At 54.6% G+C, this 20652-nt stretch carries 16 protein-coding genes and 1 pseudogene; 6 read left to right on the top strand and 11 right to left on the bottom strand.

The annotated features are described in order from the left end of the window. Nucleotides 1–16 precede the first annotated feature (16 nt). From thyX to RWK44_RS29505, 4 genes are all read left to right on the top strand, one after another. Nucleotides 17–955 carry an FAD-dependent thymidylate synthase gene (gene thyX, locus RWK44_RS29520; protein ID WP_316029835.1) on the top strand — a complete coding sequence of 313 codons (939 nt, stop codon included), beginning with the start codon at nt 17–19 and terminating at the stop codon, nt 953–955. Nucleotides 956–965: 10 nt separating this feature from the next. After that, on the top strand, nt 966–2138 hold the full coding sequence (locus tag RWK44_RS29515; protein WP_316029834.1) for a hypothetical protein: 1173 nt from the start codon (nt 966–968) through the stop codon (nt 2136–2138). Next, on the top strand, nt 2138–4369 hold the full coding sequence (locus RWK44_RS29510) for a hypothetical protein (RefSeq protein WP_316029833.1): 2232 nt from the start codon (nt 2138–2140) through the stop codon (nt 4367–4369). Before RWK44_RS29515 ends, RWK44_RS29510 begins: the two co-directional genes overlap by 1 nt. 123 nt (nt 4370–4492) lie before the next feature. Then, nucleotides 4493–5770 carry a DUF6602 domain-containing protein gene (locus tag RWK44_RS29505; RefSeq protein ID WP_316029832.1) on the top strand — a complete coding sequence of 426 codons (1278 nt, stop codon included), beginning with the start codon at nt 4493–4495 and terminating at the stop codon, nt 5768–5770. 21 nt (nt 5771–5791) lie between these two features. Here RWK44_RS29505 and RWK44_RS29500 read toward each other — a convergent pair whose 3' ends face one another. From RWK44_RS29500 to RWK44_RS29455, 11 genes and pseudogenes are all read right to left on the bottom strand, one after another. Then, complete coding sequence (locus RWK44_RS29500) at nt 5792–6370, bottom strand: hypothetical protein (protein ID WP_316029831.1); 579 nt, start codon at nt 6368–6370, stop codon at nt 5792–5794. Then, nucleotides 6371–6739 (bottom strand): DUF6527 family protein, encoded by a 369-nt coding sequence (locus RWK44_RS35080; RefSeq protein WP_410056148.1) that lies wholly within the window; start codon nt 6737–6739, stop codon nt 6371–6373. 4 nt (nt 6740–6743) lie between these two features. Continuing rightward, entirely contained in the window at nt 6744–8141 is a 1398-nt protein-coding gene (locus RWK44_RS29495; RefSeq protein WP_316029830.1) for a ThiF family adenylyltransferase, read from the bottom strand. 1 nt (nt 8142) lies between these two features. After that, nucleotides 8143–9009 (bottom strand): multiubiquitin domain-containing protein, encoded by an 867-nt coding sequence (locus RWK44_RS29490; RefSeq protein WP_316029829.1) that lies wholly within the window; start codon nt 9007–9009, stop codon nt 8143–8145. Nucleotides 9010–9094: 85 nt separating this feature from the next. Next, a complete protein-coding gene (locus RWK44_RS29485) occupies nt 9095–12493 on the bottom strand; it encodes a UvrD-helicase domain-containing protein (RefSeq protein ID WP_316029828.1) in 3399 nt (1132 codons plus the stop codon). A gap of 2 nt (nt 12494–12495) precedes the next feature. Continuing rightward, nucleotides 12496–13056: a hypothetical protein gene (locus RWK44_RS29480; protein WP_316029827.1), complete on the bottom strand. Its 561-nt coding sequence runs from the start codon at nt 13054–13056 to the stop codon at nt 12496–12498. Then, the gene (locus tag RWK44_RS29475; RefSeq protein ID WP_316029826.1) at nt 13049–13855 is read right to left on the bottom strand and encodes an RNA polymerase sigma factor; all 807 of its coding nucleotides are present in this window, start codon (nt 13853–13855) and stop codon (nt 13049–13051) included. Before RWK44_RS29475 ends, RWK44_RS29480 begins: the two co-directional genes overlap by 8 nt. A gap of 233 nt (nt 13856–14088) precedes the next feature. Next, nucleotides 14089–14949: a competence protein CoiA gene (locus RWK44_RS29470; protein ID WP_316029825.1), complete on the bottom strand. Its 861-nt coding sequence runs from the start codon at nt 14947–14949 to the stop codon at nt 14089–14091. Between the two features lie 361 nt (nt 14950–15310). Then, entirely contained in the window at nt 15311–16843 is a 1533-nt protein-coding gene (locus tag RWK44_RS29465) for a hypothetical protein (protein WP_316029824.1), read from the bottom strand. A gap of 484 nt (nt 16844–17327) precedes the next feature. Then, a pseudogene (locus RWK44_RS29460) lies at nt 17328–17530 on the bottom strand (metallophosphoesterase); the annotation flags it as partial. 58 nt (nt 17531–17588) lie between these two features. Beyond that, on the bottom strand, nt 17589–17882 hold the full coding sequence (locus RWK44_RS29455) for a DUF982 domain-containing protein (protein ID WP_221954847.1): 294 nt from the start codon (nt 17880–17882) through the stop codon (nt 17589–17591). A 218-nt stretch (nt 17883–18100) separates the two neighbouring features. Here RWK44_RS29455 and RWK44_RS29450 point away from each other — a divergent pair, with 218 nt between their 5' ends. Next, nucleotides 18101–19543 carry an ATPase domain-containing protein gene (locus RWK44_RS29450; RefSeq protein WP_221954845.1) on the top strand — a complete coding sequence of 481 codons (1443 nt, stop codon included), beginning with the start codon at nt 18101–18103 and terminating at the stop codon, nt 19541–19543. Next, a complete protein-coding gene (locus tag RWK44_RS29445; RefSeq protein ID WP_221958033.1) occupies nt 19540–20592 on the top strand; it encodes a sensor histidine kinase in 1053 nt (350 codons plus the stop codon). Before RWK44_RS29450 ends, RWK44_RS29445 begins: the two co-directional genes overlap by 4 nt. Nucleotides 20593–20652 lie beyond the last annotated feature (60 nt).

Here is a 20652-nt window from a genome sequence, read left to right as displayed (position 1 = left end):
CATGCGAGGATAATCCATGAGCGTACTGTCAAACGAACAAAAGCTCCAGATTCAACAATCGCGTGAGGCTTCCGCGTCGACCCGGAGGATTGTTTCCTCCGGCCTGGAAGAAATACTTTACGAAGCGATGCCTGTACTTGATCATGGGTTCGTTCGGGTCATCGACTATATGGGCGATGATGCCGCTGTAGTTCAAGCGGCGCGCGTGTCATATGGAAGGGGCACTCGACAAGTCAGCGAAGACCGGGGCCTTATCAACTATCTGTTGCGTCATTGGCATACGACGCCTTTTGAGATGGCTGAAATCAAGCTTCATGTCAAAATGCCGATCTTCGTCGCCCGACAGTGGATTCGCCACAGGATGGCGAATGTCAACGAATACTCTGCACGCTACTCGCTACTAGATCGTGAATTTTACATTCCAGCCCCGGAACAACTGGCCGCACAATCGGTCCAGAATAGGCAGGGTCGTGGGAACGTCGTTGGTCCGGCTGAAGCTGAGCGTATCCTCGAGTTGCTGAAAGAGGATTCGCAGCGGTCTTACGATCACTACCTGGACATGTTGAACCACGACGAAACTGGGAAGCCAATCGACGAGAATAGACAGGGCCTAGCGCGCGAACTGGCGCGCATGAACCTCTCGCTGAATTTCTACACACAATGGTATTGGAAGACTGATCTTCACAATCTCATGAACTTTCTGAGGCTTCGCGCTGACTCGCACGCCCAGTATGAGATCAGGGTCTACGCTGATGTCATCTTGGATGTGCTTAAAAAGTGGGTTCCCCTGACCTATGAAGCTTTTCGCGAACACCGTCTGGACGCGGCGACGTTCTCGGGCGAAGGCGTAAAAACGTTGCGGCGGATGCTGTCTGGAGAGAAAGTCGAGCAGTCTGATACCGCGATGTCGAAACGTGAATGGGATGAATTCATGTCGATCTTGTCAAAACGGTAGTGTTTCCGCCATGGCACCAAGTGCAGAAGCTCGTGATCGCCTTGCTCAAACCGCTATGTACGACAAGGTGGAGTCAGCGCTCAACCTTGTCAACGAGCGAAGGAGTGGTTTGACACTCCCAAACAAATGGGCGTTCGAGGCGCGAGCCGGTGGTTCGGTGAGCGGCGCACAGCTGGCGATCACTTGGTCACGTCGGAATGAACCAGACGCAACACTCTACCTCAACAACGATGTTGAACCTGAGCTTGCTGCAAAAACATTGCTCGACAGAACCTATGGACTGATAGCGGCATCCTTTGCGGATCGCATCATTGGCCGGGACGGCACCCGAGACGTGAGCGCTAGTATGCTTCGTCGCGTGGCCAATCGACTGAACGAGCTCTACACCGGAAGATTCGATGAAATAATCCACGGTCAGTCCCTCCCCCTCGTCTCTATCGACCACCTTGAGCGTGCGGGGCCGAACCCCTTTCTTTATCATCCGAGGACCGGGGAAGTTCTGGCTGATTTTACGGGACTTGTAAGGCAGGCGCTCGACCGTCTTGTACAGAGAAACAGGCTTCGAATTGGAGATGTCGATGTCGGCTTGCTTGCGAGCCTCTTCAGAGAATTGTTCTCAAACACTCATCTCCACGCAAGAACGGATCTAGAGGGCGCGCTTTATCGGCGCTCCGCTCGTGGGATCGTGTTCGCTCTGAGGCCAGTCGATATTCCGCACGACTCCTTTGCAGCCGGATTGCCGGTTCTCAAGGATTACATCGAGAGCATGGAGCGTGAGGCGGCTCGGCCGCGGGTCGAATTCCTCGAAGTTTCAGTTTTCGACAGTGGGCCAGGCCTGGCCGCGCGGACACTTCGCTCCCTGATCCCTGCCGATTTGCCGATAGAGCGCGAATACGAGCTCGTGCAAAAGTGCTTCCTGAAGACTTACACGTCGGTCTCCAATCCCGCGCATGGGTGGGGTCTACCGCGAGTAATGCACGCCCTGAAATCTTCCGGCGGTTTCATGCGGCTCAGAACTGGTCGGCTGTCGCTGTGTAAGTGGTTCCCACCGGGTATAAAAGATCCCCGCGTTACACCTGATGACCTGCAGTTCATGGACATCGGTAGTGGGCCGCCGAAACGTCATGCGCGCGCCGAAGGGGCTGTTTTCACAATCCTCATACCGATTGGGCTCGGCAACTAATGAGCGCCTTTTATCACTTCCATTGGACACGTGAGGAGCACGCCGATTGTCTCGTGCTCATGACAACGCTTGCAGACTTCGTGCAACACGACTTCATGGAGATTGTTGATCAGGACCTCATCAGCGGTAATCCATATCCGGAAGGGCTCATCGTCATTGTGCCTGCGGATGCGGCGCAAGAAATGAAGAGCGCTTTGGCGAGCATGATGGGTTCTGAGGCTCTTTTAAGGCTTCCCAATGACACGGCGATTATCCTTGCAGCGTTTGACGAACGGGGACAAATCGTGGTTTCCGATGTCCTCCAAGGCGAGTTGACGCTTGGGAGCGAGGATTTTGCCGCCATTGTTCGCGCCGGGACGCTCCACCTCGTTACGTCTCGCGAAGCTGTTCTCGAAGCACCCCCTGGGCATCACTTCGTGCACCCGAAGCGAAAGCATTCTCGCGCCTTCTTCCGAACGGCAAATGCGCTGATCCAAGGTGAAGAAATAGGGTTTCTAGCCCTCGTCCTGCTACCCTATCTCGGTGAAGCAGACGAAAAAGTCTGGGTGGATTCTTCGTCGATAGCTGCTCTGGTGTACGCCGCTTATGCATTGAAGGGGCGTCTCACCAAGAAAATCACTTGTATTCAGATACAGAGCTTTCTTTCCTATGAAGGCGTTGACCGCCTCCAAGTCCAAGATCCCTCGAAAGCGCTGGTCCTGATTTCCGCTACCGCAAGCGGCTCCCTTCCCGAGATCGTGGCCGGGAAAACGAGATTGCCGGAAGACCGTATCATCACCCTCTTCTCGACATCAAAACAGCCATACGGAACGGTAGTTTTCGATGCCCGCGAGACAATCCGCGGCCTTGAGCCACTAATGCTCGAGACCTTCAATGCCACCCAATGTCCATGGTGCCGGGATGGGTCGCGATTGATTACCTTCGTTGGAGATCAGTTTCTCGCGGATGCCGCGGTTGTGTTGCCCTACACCATTGTCGAGTCAGCCGCCTCGCCTGCACTCAAAGCGATTATGCAAAAATATCGCGCCCATAACGCATTCAGCCTGCGGCTTCATCGAGAGCGACCTGGCCACGGCCTATTTGTCGACCTCCAGCACACATTGCTTGCTGACGATAACCGAGCTGCCATCCGCAAAATGGTGCAGCGAAACATTCCAGCCTCGACGTCGCACATACTGCCAACGGAAAGCCAGGACAGCGAGGGATTAGCCGAGATTGTGGCGGATGAAATCAGTGCCCTCGGCCTCCCAAGGCCTGAGATCCTCTCAAGCTCGACCGCCGGTGTTGCAACGAGAGAGCGTAAAGGCGTTGTAATCGTCGCGGCCACACTTGGCTCAGGACAGTCTTTTCAAGATGCGTCTCGCGACCTTCGCACGCCCTTTAAAAATCTGCCCCGGACCTATTTTGCCGGCGTCAACAAACATAGCCTGGCAGAGTATCAGGGGACTTTGCTGAAAGATCTCGAGCACAACAACAGGGAACACAAGCATATCTTTTGCGTCGTGGACGCAATGACCCTGCCCCATGAAAATCAATTTTCAGCTTGGGAAAAGGAGCTAAAGTTCTGGAGGAAGGTTGAAGCGGATCTTCCGGAGGGCTACAAGACGAAAAAAGTGGTCAGCTTCATCAAACGCAGAATTCGTGTCCTCTTGCGTGATATCGTAGAGAATGACTTTTTCCTGACCAACACGGCGGAGCTTCCCCTCGAGCTGAGGCCGAGCTTCGCGTTTTGGGACGGCGGCTATGAAACAAACACGATCAAGCAAGGAGATGTCTTCGCGACGATTGCGAGCATTCTGGAAAGCCGCCGTAAGCCGTCGAAAACGAAAAGTTCACCTGATCTTGCACAATCACCATTTCATTTGACGATACTATCGAGCGAGAATTTCACGCGCTTCAATGATGGAATCATTCAGGCATCGCTCCTCCGGGCGGCGTTTCCACATGAGCTGAGTTACGCCCACACGACGACAGTGAATCACAGCGCAAAGATCGGCCATCTGATATTGAAAATGTTGGAGCGTCACGCCGAAAACCAAGGCGAGGCCGTCTTGGAGTTTCTAATCGCATTAGCGACCCGTCAGATGACGCTAGCGGCTGTTGACCTCGAGCGAATTGTCTCATTCCCAAAGAACAAGCTGCCGAAGCTTTTGGCCGCAGTCTTGCCTTATGTCCTGAAGGACGAGCCTTATGCCGAGACGGCGAATACTGAAACAGAAGTACCTGCCTGACATACACTTCATGCGAAGCGGATTTGACTTCAAACGAAGCTTGCCGTGAATTTATCGGCGGTTTAGACGAGAATATTCTTAGCGTCCTGCAAGGCCGGAGCCAGCTTAGATTCAAGGTCTCTCATGATTACATCCTTTGCTCAGTTTCTCGAACAGCTCCAGGCGCGGGAAGCTGCGATCTTAGCGCAAGAGGAGGTCAAGCACGGGCCAACGATTGGCGACATGTACGAAGGTTTGGCTCGTGAGCTGATTGAACGGGCGATACCGGAAAAGCTTAACTTGAAGCTTGTTGATGGCTTTGTGGTCGGAGTTGATGGGGACTACAGCCCGCAGACAGACGCTATGCTTGTGATGGGCACCGATGGGCATCGAATTCCGAGAACGGAAAAGTGGGCCTGGCCAATCAAGGATGTTCTGGCGGTGTTCGAGGTGAAAAAGAACCTCTACACCGCGGATCTGGCCGATAGCATAAAGAAGATGCAGTATATATCCTTGCAGCAGAAAAGATTGCTGGAGACCAACATCCTTGTTGACCTCAGGCCTGCGGAATACGCGTTTGCGCGTGTCATCGGACGTTTCCCTGAGCCGGATGAAGATGAGAATTTAGAGACAGCCGAAGGTGAAATCTTCCGAACCCTTGCGCATGAGCAGCTCGCACCTATTCGCGTGGTGTTCGGCTTTCAGGGCTATGTGGATGAAGTTGGGCTTCGCACCGCGTTCCTCGATGCGTTGGAAGCAGTCCCGGAAGGGGTCGCTGGTCCTGGGGTGTTACCAAATCTGATTATTTGTCGTCACAACGCCATCCTGAAGCTTAACGGCTATCCGTTCGTTACGCGCAGATCGGAGAACGGAGAGTGGGATCTGTTCGGCTCCACTCAAAAGGCGCCTTTTGGCCTACTACTGGAACTCATCTGGACGCGGCTTTCTAATCAGTTCAATGCTCTATTCCCTGTCGATGATAACCTGCAGGTCGAATCCATCGCTCGGCTCCTGACCGGAACACCAGGTGTTAAAGACGGCGCGCGAGGCTGGCGTCTGAAGGCGATTGAACTCAACAAAGATCAGCTGGACGACCGCGCGATTGACGAATGGTCGCCGGTAGAGATGACGCCAGATGAAATGATCCTTTTCGAAATGGCGATGAGGCGCGGCGGTTTGAAAACATACGACGACGTTTTGCTTGAAGCCGCTGCCAAACATGAGGTTAGCATAACCGATTTGGCGTCCCGGCTTGTGGAGGACAGGATTTTTTCATGGCGACCGGACGGTTATGCTTCTTCGATCGGATTACCCATTCACCAAGCCATCACTCCGGATGGTCGCCACTGGCTTTCGACAAATGCCGCTCTTCTCAGCCTTTGGATACGGGAGAAATACGGCTGTTCTGACAAGAACGACTAGAAGTGGATGCGATAGTCGCATTCAACCCGAAAGAGGGTCGCAGATCGAAATCGAAAGCTCGCTGGACAATTTGATACCGTAGACTTCAGACGCCAGAACCTCTCTCATCATGATGAGAATTCGGCTCGCCTCTGTTCTTACTTTTGCCTCATCGATTGTCTTTCCCTTCTTCAGCTGGGAAATTGTCCGCTGATGCAGAAAACTACCAAGAGATCGATGGGCTTTTTCCACCCAGGCGACAGTTAACCGGCGATCAACTCCGTCGAACGTTGGGTCACCCCCAACGGGCGCTCCATCCTCACCAACTTCACGAATTTGAACCCGAAGTGATACGTCCACCAGCGGGTCGTGTGTCGATAGAAGTCGAAGGATCTTGCTGGGTTGCCAATGTTCATAGGCCTCCGCGATCTCGGGGCTCATATTTTTTTCATAAGTTTGAAGAGTGTCGTAGGCGATTGCTTCAATCGCCAGACGAAGCTCGAGGCAGGCGTAGATTAGCCGCTGTCCATGTCCGCAAAGTAGTTTTTGTGCGGTATCAAGGTGCTCACGGGCTTTTTCACGAAACGGAAAATTGCCGTCTTGTTGAGCGCGATCAGCCATCTAGTTACTCCTCTCCAAGTGGTAAGGGCGGCCACCTGGGCACCAATCGATAGTGCCGTTGGTGATCCAGAAATGGCAACCACATTCATTCAACTGGTGCACCGATGGTTTGAGCGTAGGGCGGTTCCAGAAATCCACCGAGACGTGCCACTTCGGCCGACGACTTGGATTAAGGGACAGCGTGATCATCTTCCCGCAGCCGCCCGGGCAGGCCAGACATGCCCATTTCGCAACGTTGCCGTCGCGAACGACGACGAGGCTCTCCTCTAGCACCCGACCGGTAGACGGGTACTCGCACGAGTAGTCAGCAAGCCGATCAAACTTGAGCAGCCCAACAGCGCGGAGGATAAGGGCTATGGATTTCAGCATGATCTCACCCTGCCATATCGAGGAAGGGCAATACGTCGCCGGCACCGCGGGATTCATCAGATTGGCAAACCGGGCAACCCTCCCGCACCCTGACGTTCAGGAACCGATCATCGCGGACGTGCCAACGTCTGATACGGGTCGGAATCATTCCATCGGCGCCGTGAAATTCGGTGATCGCAGCGATCATTTCATTGACGGCAACGGATGCCATCTCAGTCGTAAAAGTCACGACGGCCGGCGCGGGGTCACTGGCGCCGACGACGTACGCTTCAGCTTTTCGGCGCTGGAATTCGTCCGGTTGATTGCGCTCCAATTCTTCTTCCTGGGCACGAGTGGCGTTTACGACACCACCGCAAATGAGGCATGGGCGACCTGGAATGAGCGTAGTGACTCGCCCGTTGAGATCATGCCCGTGCTCATGGGCAGCTGCGATCATGCGCAAGCCGACGTCGATCACAGGAATTCCGTAGAAATGGGCAAGCCGGTTAATCAGAATGCGTCCGGTGTTGTCATCAGTGCAACCGAAGACAAAGTCCGAAGCCTTGAGCGCATCGCGAACGTGCGCAGCGTTGATCCAGTCCTGTGCGATTTCGACTCGAGATCCGACGCCCATCAATTCGATTTCGCGCTTGAGGACCTCGACCTTGGCCCGCCCAATATCATCGCGCCGCGCTCCATGCACCCGATTGAGGTTTGTCTCATCGATCACATCCTTGTCTACAAGGAAAATGTGGCCAACGCCGAGCCGCGCCAGGAGAAGCGCAACCGGGCTGCCGGTACCGCCGCACCCGACGACGCACACACGCAACGACGAGAGGTTGTCGTTGAAGCCTTGCCCGAATAGACGGCGCTGGCGGTCTAAGTGATGATGGACAGCGTTTTCGGCGAGGTGACGTTGATGCCGCTGATATCGTCCGCCGACAATCTGCAGGGCGAGAGCCATGGTGTAGGCATTGGAGCCATGCCAGATCCGCCCACAAACTGAGCCGTCGCCACCGAGAACGATACTGACAAGACCTCGCGCACCCTTCTGTTGAGCAGTCCGCGCCAGTTCTCGCTCGTTGGCATCGTCCTGCTCGGAGAAGAATGCATGGCTGCCGGGATGGGTGTGAAAGATACCCGGAATCTTGCCCCCGATCGCAGCGTCACCTAACATCCGCATAAAGCTTCGCGTGCTCCATGTCACATGCATGCCAGACGAGCTGACCATATCTGTTGCGGGGATCTCGACGACCTGATGTGAAATGAGACGGTGACGCGGTCCGCCCGACCAAGGATCAGTGGCGATGTCCGACGATCCAAACAGCATGTAGGCAGCTGCTTCCGGAGATGTACTGTCCGGAAGCAGGCCAGCGAGGGCGCGCATGTGTTGATCAAGAACGGTAATGTCCAACATCGCCATTTCACTTTGCCTTCTCGAAGGCCGCCTGGGCGCGGGTTACCATGGTGCGGATGCCGTCGATGCCGGGACGCCAGTCCGCATGTCGGGACCAACGCTGCCAGTTGGCGCCAGCAAAAAGCTGCGGGACGTCTGCACAGGCCGCGTAAGTGTTGGTCGCCTTCAGCCGAATCCAAGGCATCGTGTAGAACATGTCGACACTGGCATCGGGATATCCCGCCGGAAGCTGGATCATCACGTCGACCTTGTCGTGATCGAACTTTCCCGGAGGGAGAGTGAAATCCTTGATAACGACCGCCCCCACACCGCCGTCGTTCACGATCTCATAGGTCAGGCCATGAGCTTCGAGAAAGCGACGGTCAGCAGAAGGGAGGGCCTCCAGCCCCTCCGTGGTTTCGCTAATCACGGTGATGAAGCGCTCGATGCCCTTACCGGCCAGGTCAACCAGATCATGATCTTCGATCAGGCGATCATGACCACCACGAACTTCGAGATAGATGCTGTAGCGGGCGTCAACACCGGCCAGGTTGCGAAGAGCTTTTCCGCTGATCAGATTCTTGCCCCATGACATCTGGCGGTTTTCAATCGTGAAGTTGAACGAACGATCGCTTTCGAAGTAAGCAAACGTTTCGGCGCCCTTTCCGCGAAGGTCGAAGGTTTCGTCGAGACGAATATCCTCGAACTCACCGTTGGGCAGGATGGCGAAGAGGTTGTAGTTCTCCACATCACGGATACCGGCCGCCATAAGGAGCTGGCTCCCCACGGGAATTGGATCTTCAATTGAAGCATCGCGATATGCAATACCGTCGGTGGTGAAGCGGATACGGAACGACTTGTTGGCAGAGCCAGCCGCGTTGTTAGAGTCAGACATTTCTTTTTTCTCCGGAGCGCCCGCTTGATTGCGATACGTCTCTGGAGTGCTAATCGGAGCGGAAACGGCAGACCGGTAATTTAGGTCAGATTTTTTTTGAGAGCGGTCCAGCGGGTATCGGGCCACAGATGAAAAACGCTGGGCATCGATGGCATGTCCGATTGTTTGGCTTCGCGGGGAAGCGGCCGCTCGTAACGCCGCCGACAATGTCGCCGATCTTCTGGCGACGGCTGGCGAGTTTCTCGAATTCGAGCCTGATCGGTTCGCCGTCGGCGAGGTTCATCAATTCCACCAAGGCATTGGGGAACGCTTCGCGGACCGCCATGAAGAAAGAGCTGGCCGCCAGATCGGTCTGAGACGCCTTCGTCCCATGACCCGTGCGTATCCTTCGGGCAACGATCCCGCCATCGTCTGTTTGAAGCAGTTCATCCACACGCACTGCGACCTCGATCGTGCCAGCAGAAATCGAGAGCTCATTATTTTCCTTGAGCGAAAGACCTTGCCTGCTTTTGAGCAAGTTGGAGATCAACACTTGTGCGATGTTTACATAATCATCGACATACCCATTCATGTCGAGACCGCGGGCCGTCATCGCAGCCCGCAGGCGACTAGAGGCTTCGGAAGTTGCGGCGGAAGAGGGGTCAACTGTAGTGATCCAGTCAACCACGGCCTGAACCGCATTGTGCATTTTCATAAAAGCGGACTCAACCCGACGACCGCCTGTCTGAAGCAAGCAGGTGTAAAGGAACCGACGAGGACACTTCTCATATATGGCCAACTGGGTGTCTTTAAACGTTGGCCGGCCGGCGAAGCGAAGATCGATGATTTCTTCGATCGTCGGGGGAAGCTGCGCTATTGGAGTCACTTGCCGCTGAACCATTGGGGCTATCAGTCGTGCCGCAAATGGTGAAACCGACCAGTTATGGCCATTTGCCTTCTTTGCCGGAGAATAAAGAAAGAGGCGATCTCTCGCTCGAGACAGGGCGACATAAAAAAGGCATTCCTGCTCATCAACATGTGCAGCGGATCGGATTGCAGTGGCCTTGCCTGTCATCTCCTCGATCAGACCGTCGGGCGATTCGATGCCCTGAAAATGATTTGGCGATCGGGGAATACTGTCAGCGTTGACGCCGGGGAAGTGGACCGCACGAAATTCCAAGCCTTTCGATCCATGCACCGTCATGAGGCGCACGGCGTCGAGACCCTGCGCCGCCGCCGGCAATTGGCGCAGATCCCTATCATCGGCAAGGCGAACTAGGCGCCTCACACGGTCGAGAAGTCTTTTGATAGGGAGACCCTTGCCGCTTGGTTGAGTGCGACAAAAATTGAGAAGCTGCCAAATTGCGATCCCGCGTGCTCGTGAAGAGATTGTAGGCGCTTCCGCAATTCTGGCGGCTAGTCGAGTGCGATCAAGCAACAGCGACACGAGAACATCCCAAGGCTGGGAGGCCTCATCGTGGTCAGAGAATACCCGGCAAGTGCTAGCCAGCGCATTCCTGCCATCAAGCGACAGGTTAGGCAGATCCTTTTCACCAATAGTCCATATAGGAGTGGGTGCCTCTCCTTTGCTAACGGCATCCAGAATGACACCGACGTCTTCCAGCGGCATCGCAAAGCCTTCCATGGTCGCGAGGCGTACGAGACCCATAGGCTTCCGGTCGACAAGAAGAGATAGGAAGGATAGCAGGTCCTTGACTTCCTCCCGTTCGAAAATACTGCCGAGATAGAGCACTGGGATATTCAGTGTTTCTAGTGCAGATCCGAACTTTGCGAGGCGATCATTGCCGGTACAGAGAATCGCTTGGTCTCGGTATGCGAGTCCAAGATTGCGCATTTCAGAGATCGCATCAGCTACAGCTTCGATCTCATTCTGGGCCGAAGCGGTAAGCCTGTGCTCTGGGGGGCAACCCGAGGGCCCTCGATGCGCTTGAAGGGAGCTATCTCGACCCTTCGCAACGTTCATATCAACCGCAAATTTTGAAAAGGCGTCAACGATCTCTTCCACTGAGCGATAGTTGACCTCGAGCCGGCCGGTCTGAGCGCCAGGGAAATCTCCCGTTGCGAATTTCGCCATGTTGATCGAGGATGCCCCGCGGAAGCGGTAAATCGACTGCTTTATGTCACCAACCACCCAGAGATTGGTGCCGCCCGGCTTGATTTTCTTCAGAAGATCTACGCTGCTACGGTTCACGTCCTGATATTCATCGACCAAGACGTGTTCATAAGTTGAAGCAATGGCGGCTCGAACGTCTTCGTTTTCGTTAAAAAGCCGAATTGGAAGGGTCATAAGGTCACCGAAATCTAGCCGCTGTAGTCCGGCCTTGAGCTCCTCATAGCGTCTGTAAACATTGGCGACCTCAATCTGTCGCTCCGCTTCCCTTTCGTCCTCAGGGGTTGACGCAACCAACTTCATGGTCTGCGCTAGTTCGTGGAAATGAGTTGGGCTCGTCAGTTCGTCCTTTGCCCGAGAGATGGCGGCCAATATTTTGTCCAAGTTTTCCGTCGGGTCGCTAATGTTGCGAAATTGAACCAGATTTAGCCGGGGTGCTTCGCTTTCAAGCAATTCGATCGCGTCTGCTTTCTCGATCATCTTGGGATCGTCAGGCAACCCGAGGCAGTCATGATGGCGCCTGATTATATCAAGTCCGAATGCGTGGAAGGTGCCGATCCAAATGGCGGCCGCAGCAACAGGATTCACTTGGGCGACGCGATCAAACAACTCGCCGGCCGCCTTATTTGAAAAGGTTAGAACCAGGATTCCGCGAGGATCGACCCCCTTATCAAGCAGCCAAAGAATTCTACCGACCAGCGTTTGCGTTTTACCTGTTCCTGGGCCAGCTTCGAGTAAATACGCAGCCCCCCAGTGCTCTGCCGCTTCCTTCTGTCGCGGGTTAAGCGGGCGCGAAACGTTTGGCTTTTCGGTCTCGATGACAACTGCAGGAAGCAATAATGCATCGAGCATCTGTTGTGCCACGGCAGCCTTAGGCGCGCCTAGCCGTCCGGCAATCTCTTCGGCAGTCGACTGTTCTTCGATATGAGCTTTGCGAACCAAGGCCCTGGGAAGGAGAAATTCTCGGGCGAAGAGATCCATTTGGACCTCGCGGCGCTGGCGTCGGCTGTAGTCTTCAACTCGTTCCGCGCCGACCGGCGGCATCTCCGCAGCACGCGCGGGGTGGATTGAATTCACCTCGTCTCTAACCGTAGCGTCGCCCAGTTCCACGTGGCCAAGTTCATGGGCAACGAGAAACGCGTCTTCAAAGTCGCTCCCCGTCGCTTCATGAATAATCAGGGGTAGGCTTGGGTCGTATAGCGCACGTGCTCCATTTAGAAGGCTGCTTCCTTTTGCCACCCGATCAATCTCAATACCCCGCCGTGCTGCTTCGTGTTGAGCCAATGCATAGGGGCTCCAGGCAGAGACCCCTGCCTGGACAGCTGCATTATTCAGGTCTTGGGCTCGTTGCCGCGCCAGCTCGACGGCATCCATGCTCAATCCTCCCTCAGGAGCTCAGAAATCTGCTCAGGGGTGTGGCCGCATTCAGCGAGCAACTGCTTGATTGAAATCTTTGGCTTTTGCTCTGGTTTTGTATCAGACTTGAAGCTCGCCCCAACGGGCATGCCTTGGGGGCCTGCAAGGTATTCCATCAATCGTGGTACAGGCGTCGCAAGCGCTTTTGATAGGCGGGCGGAAAACGAGTTAGGAAGCGACTCGACTTCGACTTTTCTATCGCGAAGACCCATCAGCGCAGCCAGTTTCAATCCCATGCCATTGGCCACTTCACGGGTGAACGAAGCGGCCGTGATTGGCTCGTCGGGAACTGCACCGCCAACGAATGCAGCCCAGGCAGCATTAACGATCGGACTATCGGTGTCGATAACATCCTCTACCGTCGGATCGGACATCTCCAACTCCAGCGATAAATCGATCAGCTCAGAAGCGAGTTCCGGATATTGTTTGAGATAGAGATCAAGGGTAGCCTTGGTGGGGGCCGGTTCGACGGCAAACGCGGAGAGGATCTCTTCAGCGTTGTCTTTGCGTCCGTCAGGCATCTATCTCTTCCTCCGATAGAGCTGCTTTAAGTTTTTCGAAAGCGCGGTCACGTCGATTCCTTACCGTTTTTTCAACGCACCCCAGAAGCCTGCAGATTGAGGGCTTGTCGGGGTCATTTGACTCGATTGGATACTCTTTGAAAATCAACGCAACGACATGGCGTTCTTTCTCGGGTAAATTCTTTATCGCGGCCAAAAGTCGAGACCGGTAATTTTCATCGTCAATTCTTGATACATCGAACGGATCAAATGTTCCGGTAGCCTTTTCAACCTCCGCCGAGACCTCTTCGTCGTCATTAGCAGAGAGCGGCTGCGACCGCCTTTCCTCAACTACAGCTTTGCTTTTCGCAGTTGACCGCAAGGCGGCAATTGCGTGCGCGAAATTTACCTCGAAGTAGTCGAGACGCTCATCGTAGCCATCGCGATCGGCCATAAGGCGCACCATGAAGCGATCCACAACATATTCTCTGACCTTTGTTCCGAATGCGGTGATCGCGACCTTTCCGTTTGGAAGGCGGTAGATTTCGCTGCGCAACGTCGCCGCGCTCTCCACCCTCGCCAAGAGAACACGGAAAAGAGATTCGAAGAACCGATCGGAGTTGTTCCGTCTGGATTGCCGAATATGGTGAAGGAGGCATTCCGAAGATAAATAGAGAGGATCTGTCTTTGCGCGAATTTTTGCGCGCTCGACGAGCTGCTCCTGCGAAAGGTTCTCCAACTGAAGGAGGGCGACCGTGGTGTCGGCGCGGCGTTCGTAAAGACGGCCATCATTGTGGTGTTTTCGCAATGCCTCGATCAAGAACGAATCCTTCGCTCGTACAAGTTGAGGCATCATTTTGCTGAGTCATTACAAAAGCAAGAATAAAGTGCAAGTACATTAGCACTCCGGCCGAGGCGCACATAATTTTGCAGGTTGATCGGCGTGTGCAGCGCGAACGGCGGGCAGGCGCATGACAGTCAATGGGTTCGCTAAGACTGTGAAGGGCGCTGTGCTAAAAGAGTTTTCTCGGCATTAGGGCGCCATCGACTGATTCACGCAGTGAGTTGGTCTTGGGGACTGTCTGGTCGCGGAAGGGGATAAAACCGCGTGGCAATGGCCCGTGCCGACGTTTCGACCATGACGTCATGCACGAATTTTCTCTTGGAAATCATACGAATGCAGCGGAGGCCAGTCTCGTCGTAGATCTCAAGTCTCATCAGCGAATCTTCGCCAAAGTCTATGTAGACCGGGCAGGTTGCATCAAGCCACGTTTTGCGCGGGCGAACCCAATCATATTGATGGTGACCGCGGTAGCTGGTGTTAACTTGGTCCTCGATCTCGTGAATGCCATGCACCCATCCGCCCTTGAGTGTGGCCTTCGTAGCGCCAGGTTGATGGTCTTGGTTCTCTGACGGCCTGAAAAATAAGCCCCTATTAGAGCCATTCATATGACGTCGAGCCTTCGACCAGACCAGATCTTGTGCGAGATCTGACGTCGGATCGGGCAACAGGTGGTAAATGTCGAAGTTATCACGGAAACCTCGACCGTCGATCACCCAAACTAGGTTGCCGTAAAAAGACTCGCGGGATAGCCGCTCGGCATCCGTCATGCTCGAATGTTGTACTTCGATGACGATGCCTGTGGGTGTCTTGATGTCGGCACGATGGATCTCACCATCAGGCGCCATATGGGAGATTTCTCGACAGCTTTCAGGAAACAGCTCCTCCCATTCCCGATGCCAGACTGTTTCGTTTTCCCACCAGGGATCGCAATTTTGCCTCCCGGCATGAGCCCAATGGTGAAGAATCCTTGGGCCGCATTTAGCGACCATCGCCGACCCGCACGTCGGGCAAGTACCCTTACCCTTGGGGAAGGCCTCGCGACGAACCTCATCAACCAACGCGTACTGCATCCACCATCCTTGTAAGCGACTGTGACAGTTTGGGTGTATTAGATTTTGAAGGGCCTTTATCTCTTGGCCAACACTGAGGACCTAGGCCTCCTGCCCTCTTCATACATGTTGACGGGTGTAGTCGCGAGAACGCGCGTGACTAAAGATGTTAAGAAACGGGCCGGTGATAGGCCGTCAGAAGTTCTCTCTTCGAGGATGGATGCTTTTGGTAGAGCCTTTACCATGCTCTCGACAGTGCTCTCCGCAAGATGCGTGATCTCATTCGCGGTCGGATCCGGGCCCGGCTCCAAGATACAGTCGGCTGGTTCTTCCAACTACACAGGTAAAGCGCCGCGACTCGGTATGTGTGATTGAAATCCAATCACGTCACCGGACGTTGCGAAGTCGACCGGTTTTTCTGGCTTGGTAACTCTCTCCACCAAGGAAAGAATTCCCCGATATCGAATGGATAGGGCTTTGATGCCGACAGTTGGAGGGCTTCCCGCTGCCTGACTTCGCGTATGCCCCACGGGTGATAGCGATGTTGCGTCGCAGCACGGAAAGCCGTCAGCAACTGGTCTCCGTCTGACGTAGCGAGAAGATCATCCAGGTCTTGGATTGGGCAGAATACCGGCGGCCGCATATCTTGGAGGATGATATCCGTATCTTTCTGAGCGGCGAGAGCCTTGGCGTCGTTTATGAGCTTCTCCCGCAACGGCCCACCCATCTGCGTCCAGGCTTCCATGGTCAAAACGATGCCAACGGCATCCTCCGCCACATCGAGTTCTAATAAGCCGCGCCGGACATGCGAGAAAAACTTCCACAGCTGGAATATCGCCTTAGCAATCTGCGTATATCCCTTTTCTGCATTGGTGATCGGATCCTCGCCATACTGCGCCTCGAAGGTTAGTTTGGTTGCTTTACATTCAAAAACTGCCACGACCTTGTTGTTTTTCTTGAGGATGATGTCCGGCGTGTCGACATTGTTCTTATTATGTCGGTACCTAATCGCCGGCAAAGGATCAAAGTCGGGGCAATGCGCTTTGATGGAGTGACGCGCGTAGGCCTCGAAGCGTTCATTGGCATCGTTCAAGATATCCTGTCCGCCAGGGATCAGGTCGTAAAAGAGGCCAACGGTCGCCCGCATCAAGATTAGCTCGGGCAATGGAGCAATGAAGTAATTTCGATTGGCAAACGAGCGAATGATAGGCTTTACCCGAAGATAGCTTGGTTGATAGATGACCGGCAGCTTCGTCCCTAGGCCTGTTTCGACTTTTTCGAGAAGGTCTCGCGAGGCCTGCCTGACGTCGTGGATCTCTGCCGACACGAGAGGAAGAACGATATCAACCAATTTGTCATCCAGACCCATAATGTGGAGCCCGTGAAGCTTGGATGTCCAGCAGCCCTGCGACAGGATACCAAACAAAGCAAAGCAGACACTCACAAAATCTACGATCGTCAGTCCATACCGCCCTTCAAAGAACTGGGCACATTTGCCCTGACCATAGATATACATGTAGCGATAGAGATCCTGCTGCCGCCGCCAGCCTCTCTGCCACTGAAAGGTTCGATGGCCGATCCGATGCATCTCAAGGAGAATATTGCGATCGTTGATGCGATCTCTGTTCTCCACATCTTCAACGCGGCCGAGCAAGTTCGTCAGACCGGCAATCGTGTCGAATTTCGAGGTGTCGACACGCTGGTAGGAGGTCAGGCCGTTCGGAGTATTCAGCTGGAGGGTTATCAGCGTCTCAAGGTTCCACGGATGAACCTTCCAGCGTGACGTGATTGCTGTCGTTGCTGCGTCGGATGGGAACGAAATCAAGCGGCGCGCCAGATGTTCTCTTCCGTCCTGTAGCGCGTGCACCGCCCAAAACATTTGGAGAAGTTCGCCGTCATCTGTATCCGCCAGCATATTCTTCAGCCGCGGCAGAGGAGCAATTCGGACTACCTTACGAGATGACCTATTACCCACGAATACCGCCTTTTCATAGAACGCGAATGAGCCATCAGCCCCGAGTAGGAGTAAGAGGACGCAAGGTCAAAAGAAAAGTGGCTGCAAACTGATGAGCAATAGGATTTAAGCTTCGGCGCGATGACGGGACTCACTGTGTAAGGATCTTGCCAAATGGAGGAGGAAGCTTTTGATATTGGAAGCCGTGATTTCTCTAATCATTTCAATCCCTGTGAAATATGGGATTTGCTAACCTCTTGAAATTAATGGCCAATGTGCGCGACTGAATAATCTGGTGGCAGGTTCAACTCCCATCAAGGCGGCCAGATCATTGAAAGTCAGAATTCGATGAAATTGCATTCTATGCAGCGAGTTTGGTTTTGAGTTTCCACACGGTCCGGGTCGTTTTCCGTACAAACGAGTTACAGACAGGTATGCTTGCCAATCACTTGGTTATCGCCCGGAGGTTGATTCTGGTTATCCCATGGAGCTCCGAGCCTTAATGCGAATCCGGGCCACAGGGCTGTTCCGTTGTTTACGTACAACGTCATGGCTCCGATTTGGTAGAGCCCAAACAAACCCTCCATTGGCGCGCGCGATCAATCGGTCGAGGCCGAGAACCATGTTACCATGTGTATGCCCCGACAGCTAAATCGCCACGCCAGATTTTCTCCGGGCCTCGAACATTTTTGCGATGCCGCAGTGTCTAGGAGGTCAAGCGGCGGGAGGTAACCCTCTCCGCGATCACCGGAAGTTCCTCGATGTTTGCAAGAGCCCGTTCCTTGATGAGATACCGCCGGACATTTTCACGAATGGAGTTCAACGGAAAGATCCCTTGAGCTGCCATCCGGCAGGCTTTCACCAGCACCTCGTAGGTTGTGCCTCGTTTTTCCGCCGGCCATTCATCAAGGAGGTCAAATACGTCATCCAGGCTTGCCACTTCCTGAATGTGGTGGCCCCGCTTAACGAAGAGCGGTCTGTCAAACAAAGTGCTTGTCATCGCTGTCTCCTTTCTAAGCGTTTTGATCCCGACAATCTGGGACTGGTTACTTCGATCTTCAAGCCTGGGCCGGTGTGTGCAATTCGGTAAGCCATCCTTTAGCTCTGAGGGACCTGCAGCCATGTCTCATTCTATTGATGTTTGGGGGGAGATAAATATAAAGCAGAGGCGTCTCCGTCCGGTCGACGCCGCCCGGACATTTGCAACGGAAGGTGACTATGCCCAAACGGAAAACTCCCTCTGTTGTCAGCACCGGAATATCAGGATTGGATGAAATCCTCCGCGGTGGCCTTCCCGCGTCCAACCTGTATATGCTTCAGGGCGCTCCGGGATCCGGCAAGACGACTGCTGCACTGCAGTTCTTGCGTGCCGGTGTCGAAGTGGGCGAAAGCTGCGTCTACGTGACCTTGTCGCAGACAGCCGCCGAACTCAACGCCATAGCCTTATCCCATGGCTGGACGCTCGACGGCATCCGTGTCGAAGAGCTCGCGACGTCTGGCTCGGTCAATGAGGCTGATGAGCAAAGCATCTTCATGACTTCCGATCTCAGGCTGGATGAGACCAGAAAAGCCATCGAGGCTGCCATCGAGGAACACAAGCCCCGCCGTCTCGTCTACGATTCCCTGCTTGAAATTCGGCTCATTACCGGAGATTCGCCCCGCTTCCGCCGCGAACTTATTGCCTTCAAGGCATTTCTTGCCAAAAGGAATGTCGTGGCATTGCTGCTCGATACGCAAACGGCGGGATACGACCGCAGCGGTGAGGAGGTTGAGGGCCTTGCTCACGGCGTCATCCGGCTCGACAAATCCCTAGAAGAATATGGAGGCGTGCGCCGCCGCGTCGAAATCTCCAAGATGCGCGGCGTGCCGGTTGCCGACGGATATCACGATATGGCGATTCGTGAGGGGGAAGGTGTCGTGGTTTTCCCCCGCATCATGCCGAACACGGCATCGGACAGTGGCAAGCCGCCGCTAATCAAATCAGGGGTCGCAGAGCTCGACGAAATGTTCGGCGGCGGTCAGGAAGCCGGAACGACGACCTTGGTGATCGGGCAGTCCGGAACCGGAAAGTCGACCATGTCGTCTCTTTATGCGACGGCGGCGCTTGAGCGCGGGGAAAACGTCGCGCTCTTCCTCTTCGAGGAACGGCTTGAGACGTTTTTCCGGCGATCGGAGGGCCTTGGCATGGAACTCAGGCAGTTCCACAGAGACGGCAAACTGATCCTGCGCGACTTCAATCCGAACGAAATCTCGCCAGGGGAATTCGGTCAGATCGTTCAAGATGCGGTGACGCAGAGCAAGTCGAAGGTCGTAGTGATCGACAGCTTGACCGGTTACCTCAATTCGCTGCCGCATCGCGACAAGGCCGTCCGCGATATCCAGTCTCTTCTAAAATACCTCTCTCGCTCAGGCGTGTTGACCATGCTTATTGTGGCGCAACACGGCCTTCTTGGGCAAAATGTTGGCATCGATGTCGATGTCAGCTTCCTGGGAGACACTGTCTTGTTGCTCAGGATCGTCGAACATGAAGGACGACTGCGGCGGAACATCACCGTGGTCAAGAAACGCCACGGTCCGCACGACTTGAACGTGAGGGAATTGATCATCGAAAGCGGCAGTGTCAGCGTCGTCGCCTACAATCCCCTCCCAGACCCCAAATGAACGAAAGTCAAAGCGAAAGCGAACTAGACTGGGTGCTGGTCCTGGCTCCTTTTCGCCGGGATGCCGACTACATCGCCGCTTTTTTGCGGGAGCAAAAAATCGGCGTCGTTGCGGCCAAAGTCGATGATGATTTGAGCCAACATCTTGTATTGGAGCCCGCCATAATCGTCGTCACGAACGAAGCGCTTGATCCGAACACGGTAGCAAAGATCGCCGAACACCTTTCGACCCAGCCTGATTGGTCGGAGGTGCCGATCATTATTCTTCTGGAGAGGTCCGCGCCGCTCGCAGCAATTCGCACGCGGCTGCAGTCGTCATGGCCGGGGTCACGCCTTCTGTTCCACATGAGGCCGATCGCTCCGTTGGAACTTGTGAATGTCCTGCAGTCAAATCTGCTGGTGCGCCTCCGGCAACGACAAGTTCGCGACGCCTTTGAGCGCGAGCGAGAGTTGCGGCTCGAACTCAATCACCGGGTTAAGAACATCCTCGCCAGCGTTACCTCGATTTTCCAGATGACCAAACGGGGAGCGGCGACGGTCGATGATCTCGCCAGGGAATTCACCGGCAGGCTGGAGGCGCTTTCCAACGTTCATACCGCGGTATTTGAAGCCGGCGGCGAGGAGATTTCACTCCTATCGATTGTCAGCCTGACGGTGGCCCCTTACAGGAGCAACGACTCCAACCGTATCGACTTCATTGGTCCCGACCTGGCGGTCACCCGCGAGGCGGGCACGGTGCTCGCTCTTTGTCTGCATGAGCTGACGACAAATGCGATCAAGTATGGTGCGCTATCGCTTCCAGACGGAAAGGTGAAGGTTTCCTGGACCATCGCCGGCAGCAAAGAGCCGGTCTTTTCCATCGACTGGACTGAGTCAGATGGCCCGCCCGTACGGCCACCGACGCGTCAGGGATATGGAACACGCTATGTGCGCTCAGCACTGGGCGCGTTATTAGGCACAGCGCCGACCATGACGTTCGCTGCAGCAGGCTTTCAGTGCAGCGCCGAGGGTCCGGTTTCGCGGCTGATGCCGGATTCGAAGATCGTTTGAGGGCCATCTGCAATTTTCACCGAAGGGTGGATCCATCCAGCCGCCCAAGGGTTACCTGCT

The sequence above is a fragment of the Rhizobium sp. 25PS6 genome (genome assembly GCF_032464655.1).
GTDB classification, from domain to species: Bacteria; Pseudomonadota; Alphaproteobacteria; order Rhizobiales; family Rhizobiaceae; genus Rhizobium; species Rhizobium laguerreae.
The sequence above is the reverse complement of the archived record's forward strand: the minus strand, read 5'-3'. Positions and strand labels throughout refer to the sequence as shown.

Excerpts from the sequence above, each read along its gene's own strand:
- RWK44_RS29515 (WP_316029834.1), top strand. The coding sequence starts at position 966 with ATGGCACCAAGTGCAGAAGCTCGTGATCGCCTTGCTCAAACCGCTATG.
- RWK44_RS29470 (WP_316029825.1), bottom strand. The coding sequence starts at position 14,949 with ATGCAGTACGCGTTGGTTGATGAGGTTCGTCGCGAGGCCTTCCCCAAG.
- RWK44_RS29445 (WP_221958033.1), top strand. The coding sequence starts at position 19,540 with ATGAACGAAAGTCAAAGCGAAAGCGAACTAGACTGGGTGCTGGTCCTG.
- RWK44_RS35080 (WP_410056148.1), bottom strand. The coding sequence starts at position 6,739 with ATGCTGAAATCCATAGCCCTTATCCTCCGCGCTGTTGGGCTGCTCAAG.
- RWK44_RS29480 (WP_316029827.1), bottom strand. The coding sequence starts at position 13,056 with ATGCCTGACGGACGCAAAGACAACGCTGAAGAGATCCTCTCCGCGTTT.
- RWK44_RS29500 (WP_316029831.1), bottom strand. The coding sequence starts at position 6,370 with ATGGCTGATCGCGCTCAACAAGACGGCAATTTTCCGTTTCGTGAAAAA.
- RWK44_RS29485 (WP_316029828.1), bottom strand. The coding sequence starts at position 12,493 with ATGGATGCCGTCGAGCTGGCGCGGCAACGAGCCCAAGACCTGAATAAT.
- RWK44_RS29450 (WP_221954845.1), top strand. The coding sequence starts at position 18,101 with ATGCCCAAACGGAAAACTCCCTCTGTTGTCAGCACCGGAATATCAGGA.
- RWK44_RS29490 (WP_316029829.1), bottom strand. The coding sequence starts at position 9,009 with ATGTCTGACTCTAACAACGCGGCTGGCTCTGCCAACAAGTCGTTCCGT.
- RWK44_RS29505 (WP_316029832.1), top strand. The coding sequence starts at position 4,493 with ATGATTACATCCTTTGCTCAGTTTCTCGAACAGCTCCAGGCGCGGGAA.
- RWK44_RS29455 (WP_221954847.1), bottom strand. The coding sequence starts at position 17,882 with ATGACAAGCACTTTGTTTGACAGACCGCTCTTCGTTAAGCGGGGCCAC.
- RWK44_RS29465 (WP_316029824.1), bottom strand. The coding sequence starts at position 16,843 with ATGCTGGCGGATACAGATGACGGCGAACTTCTCCAAATGTTTTGGGCG.
- RWK44_RS29495 (WP_316029830.1), bottom strand. The coding sequence starts at position 8,141 with ATGGCGATGTTGGACATTACCGTTCTTGATCAACACATGCGCGCCCTC.
- RWK44_RS29510 (WP_316029833.1), top strand. The coding sequence starts at position 2,138 with ATGAGCGCCTTTTATCACTTCCATTGGACACGTGAGGAGCACGCCGAT.
- thyX (WP_316029835.1), top strand. The coding sequence starts at position 17 with ATGAGCGTACTGTCAAACGAACAAAAGCTCCAGATTCAACAATCGCGT.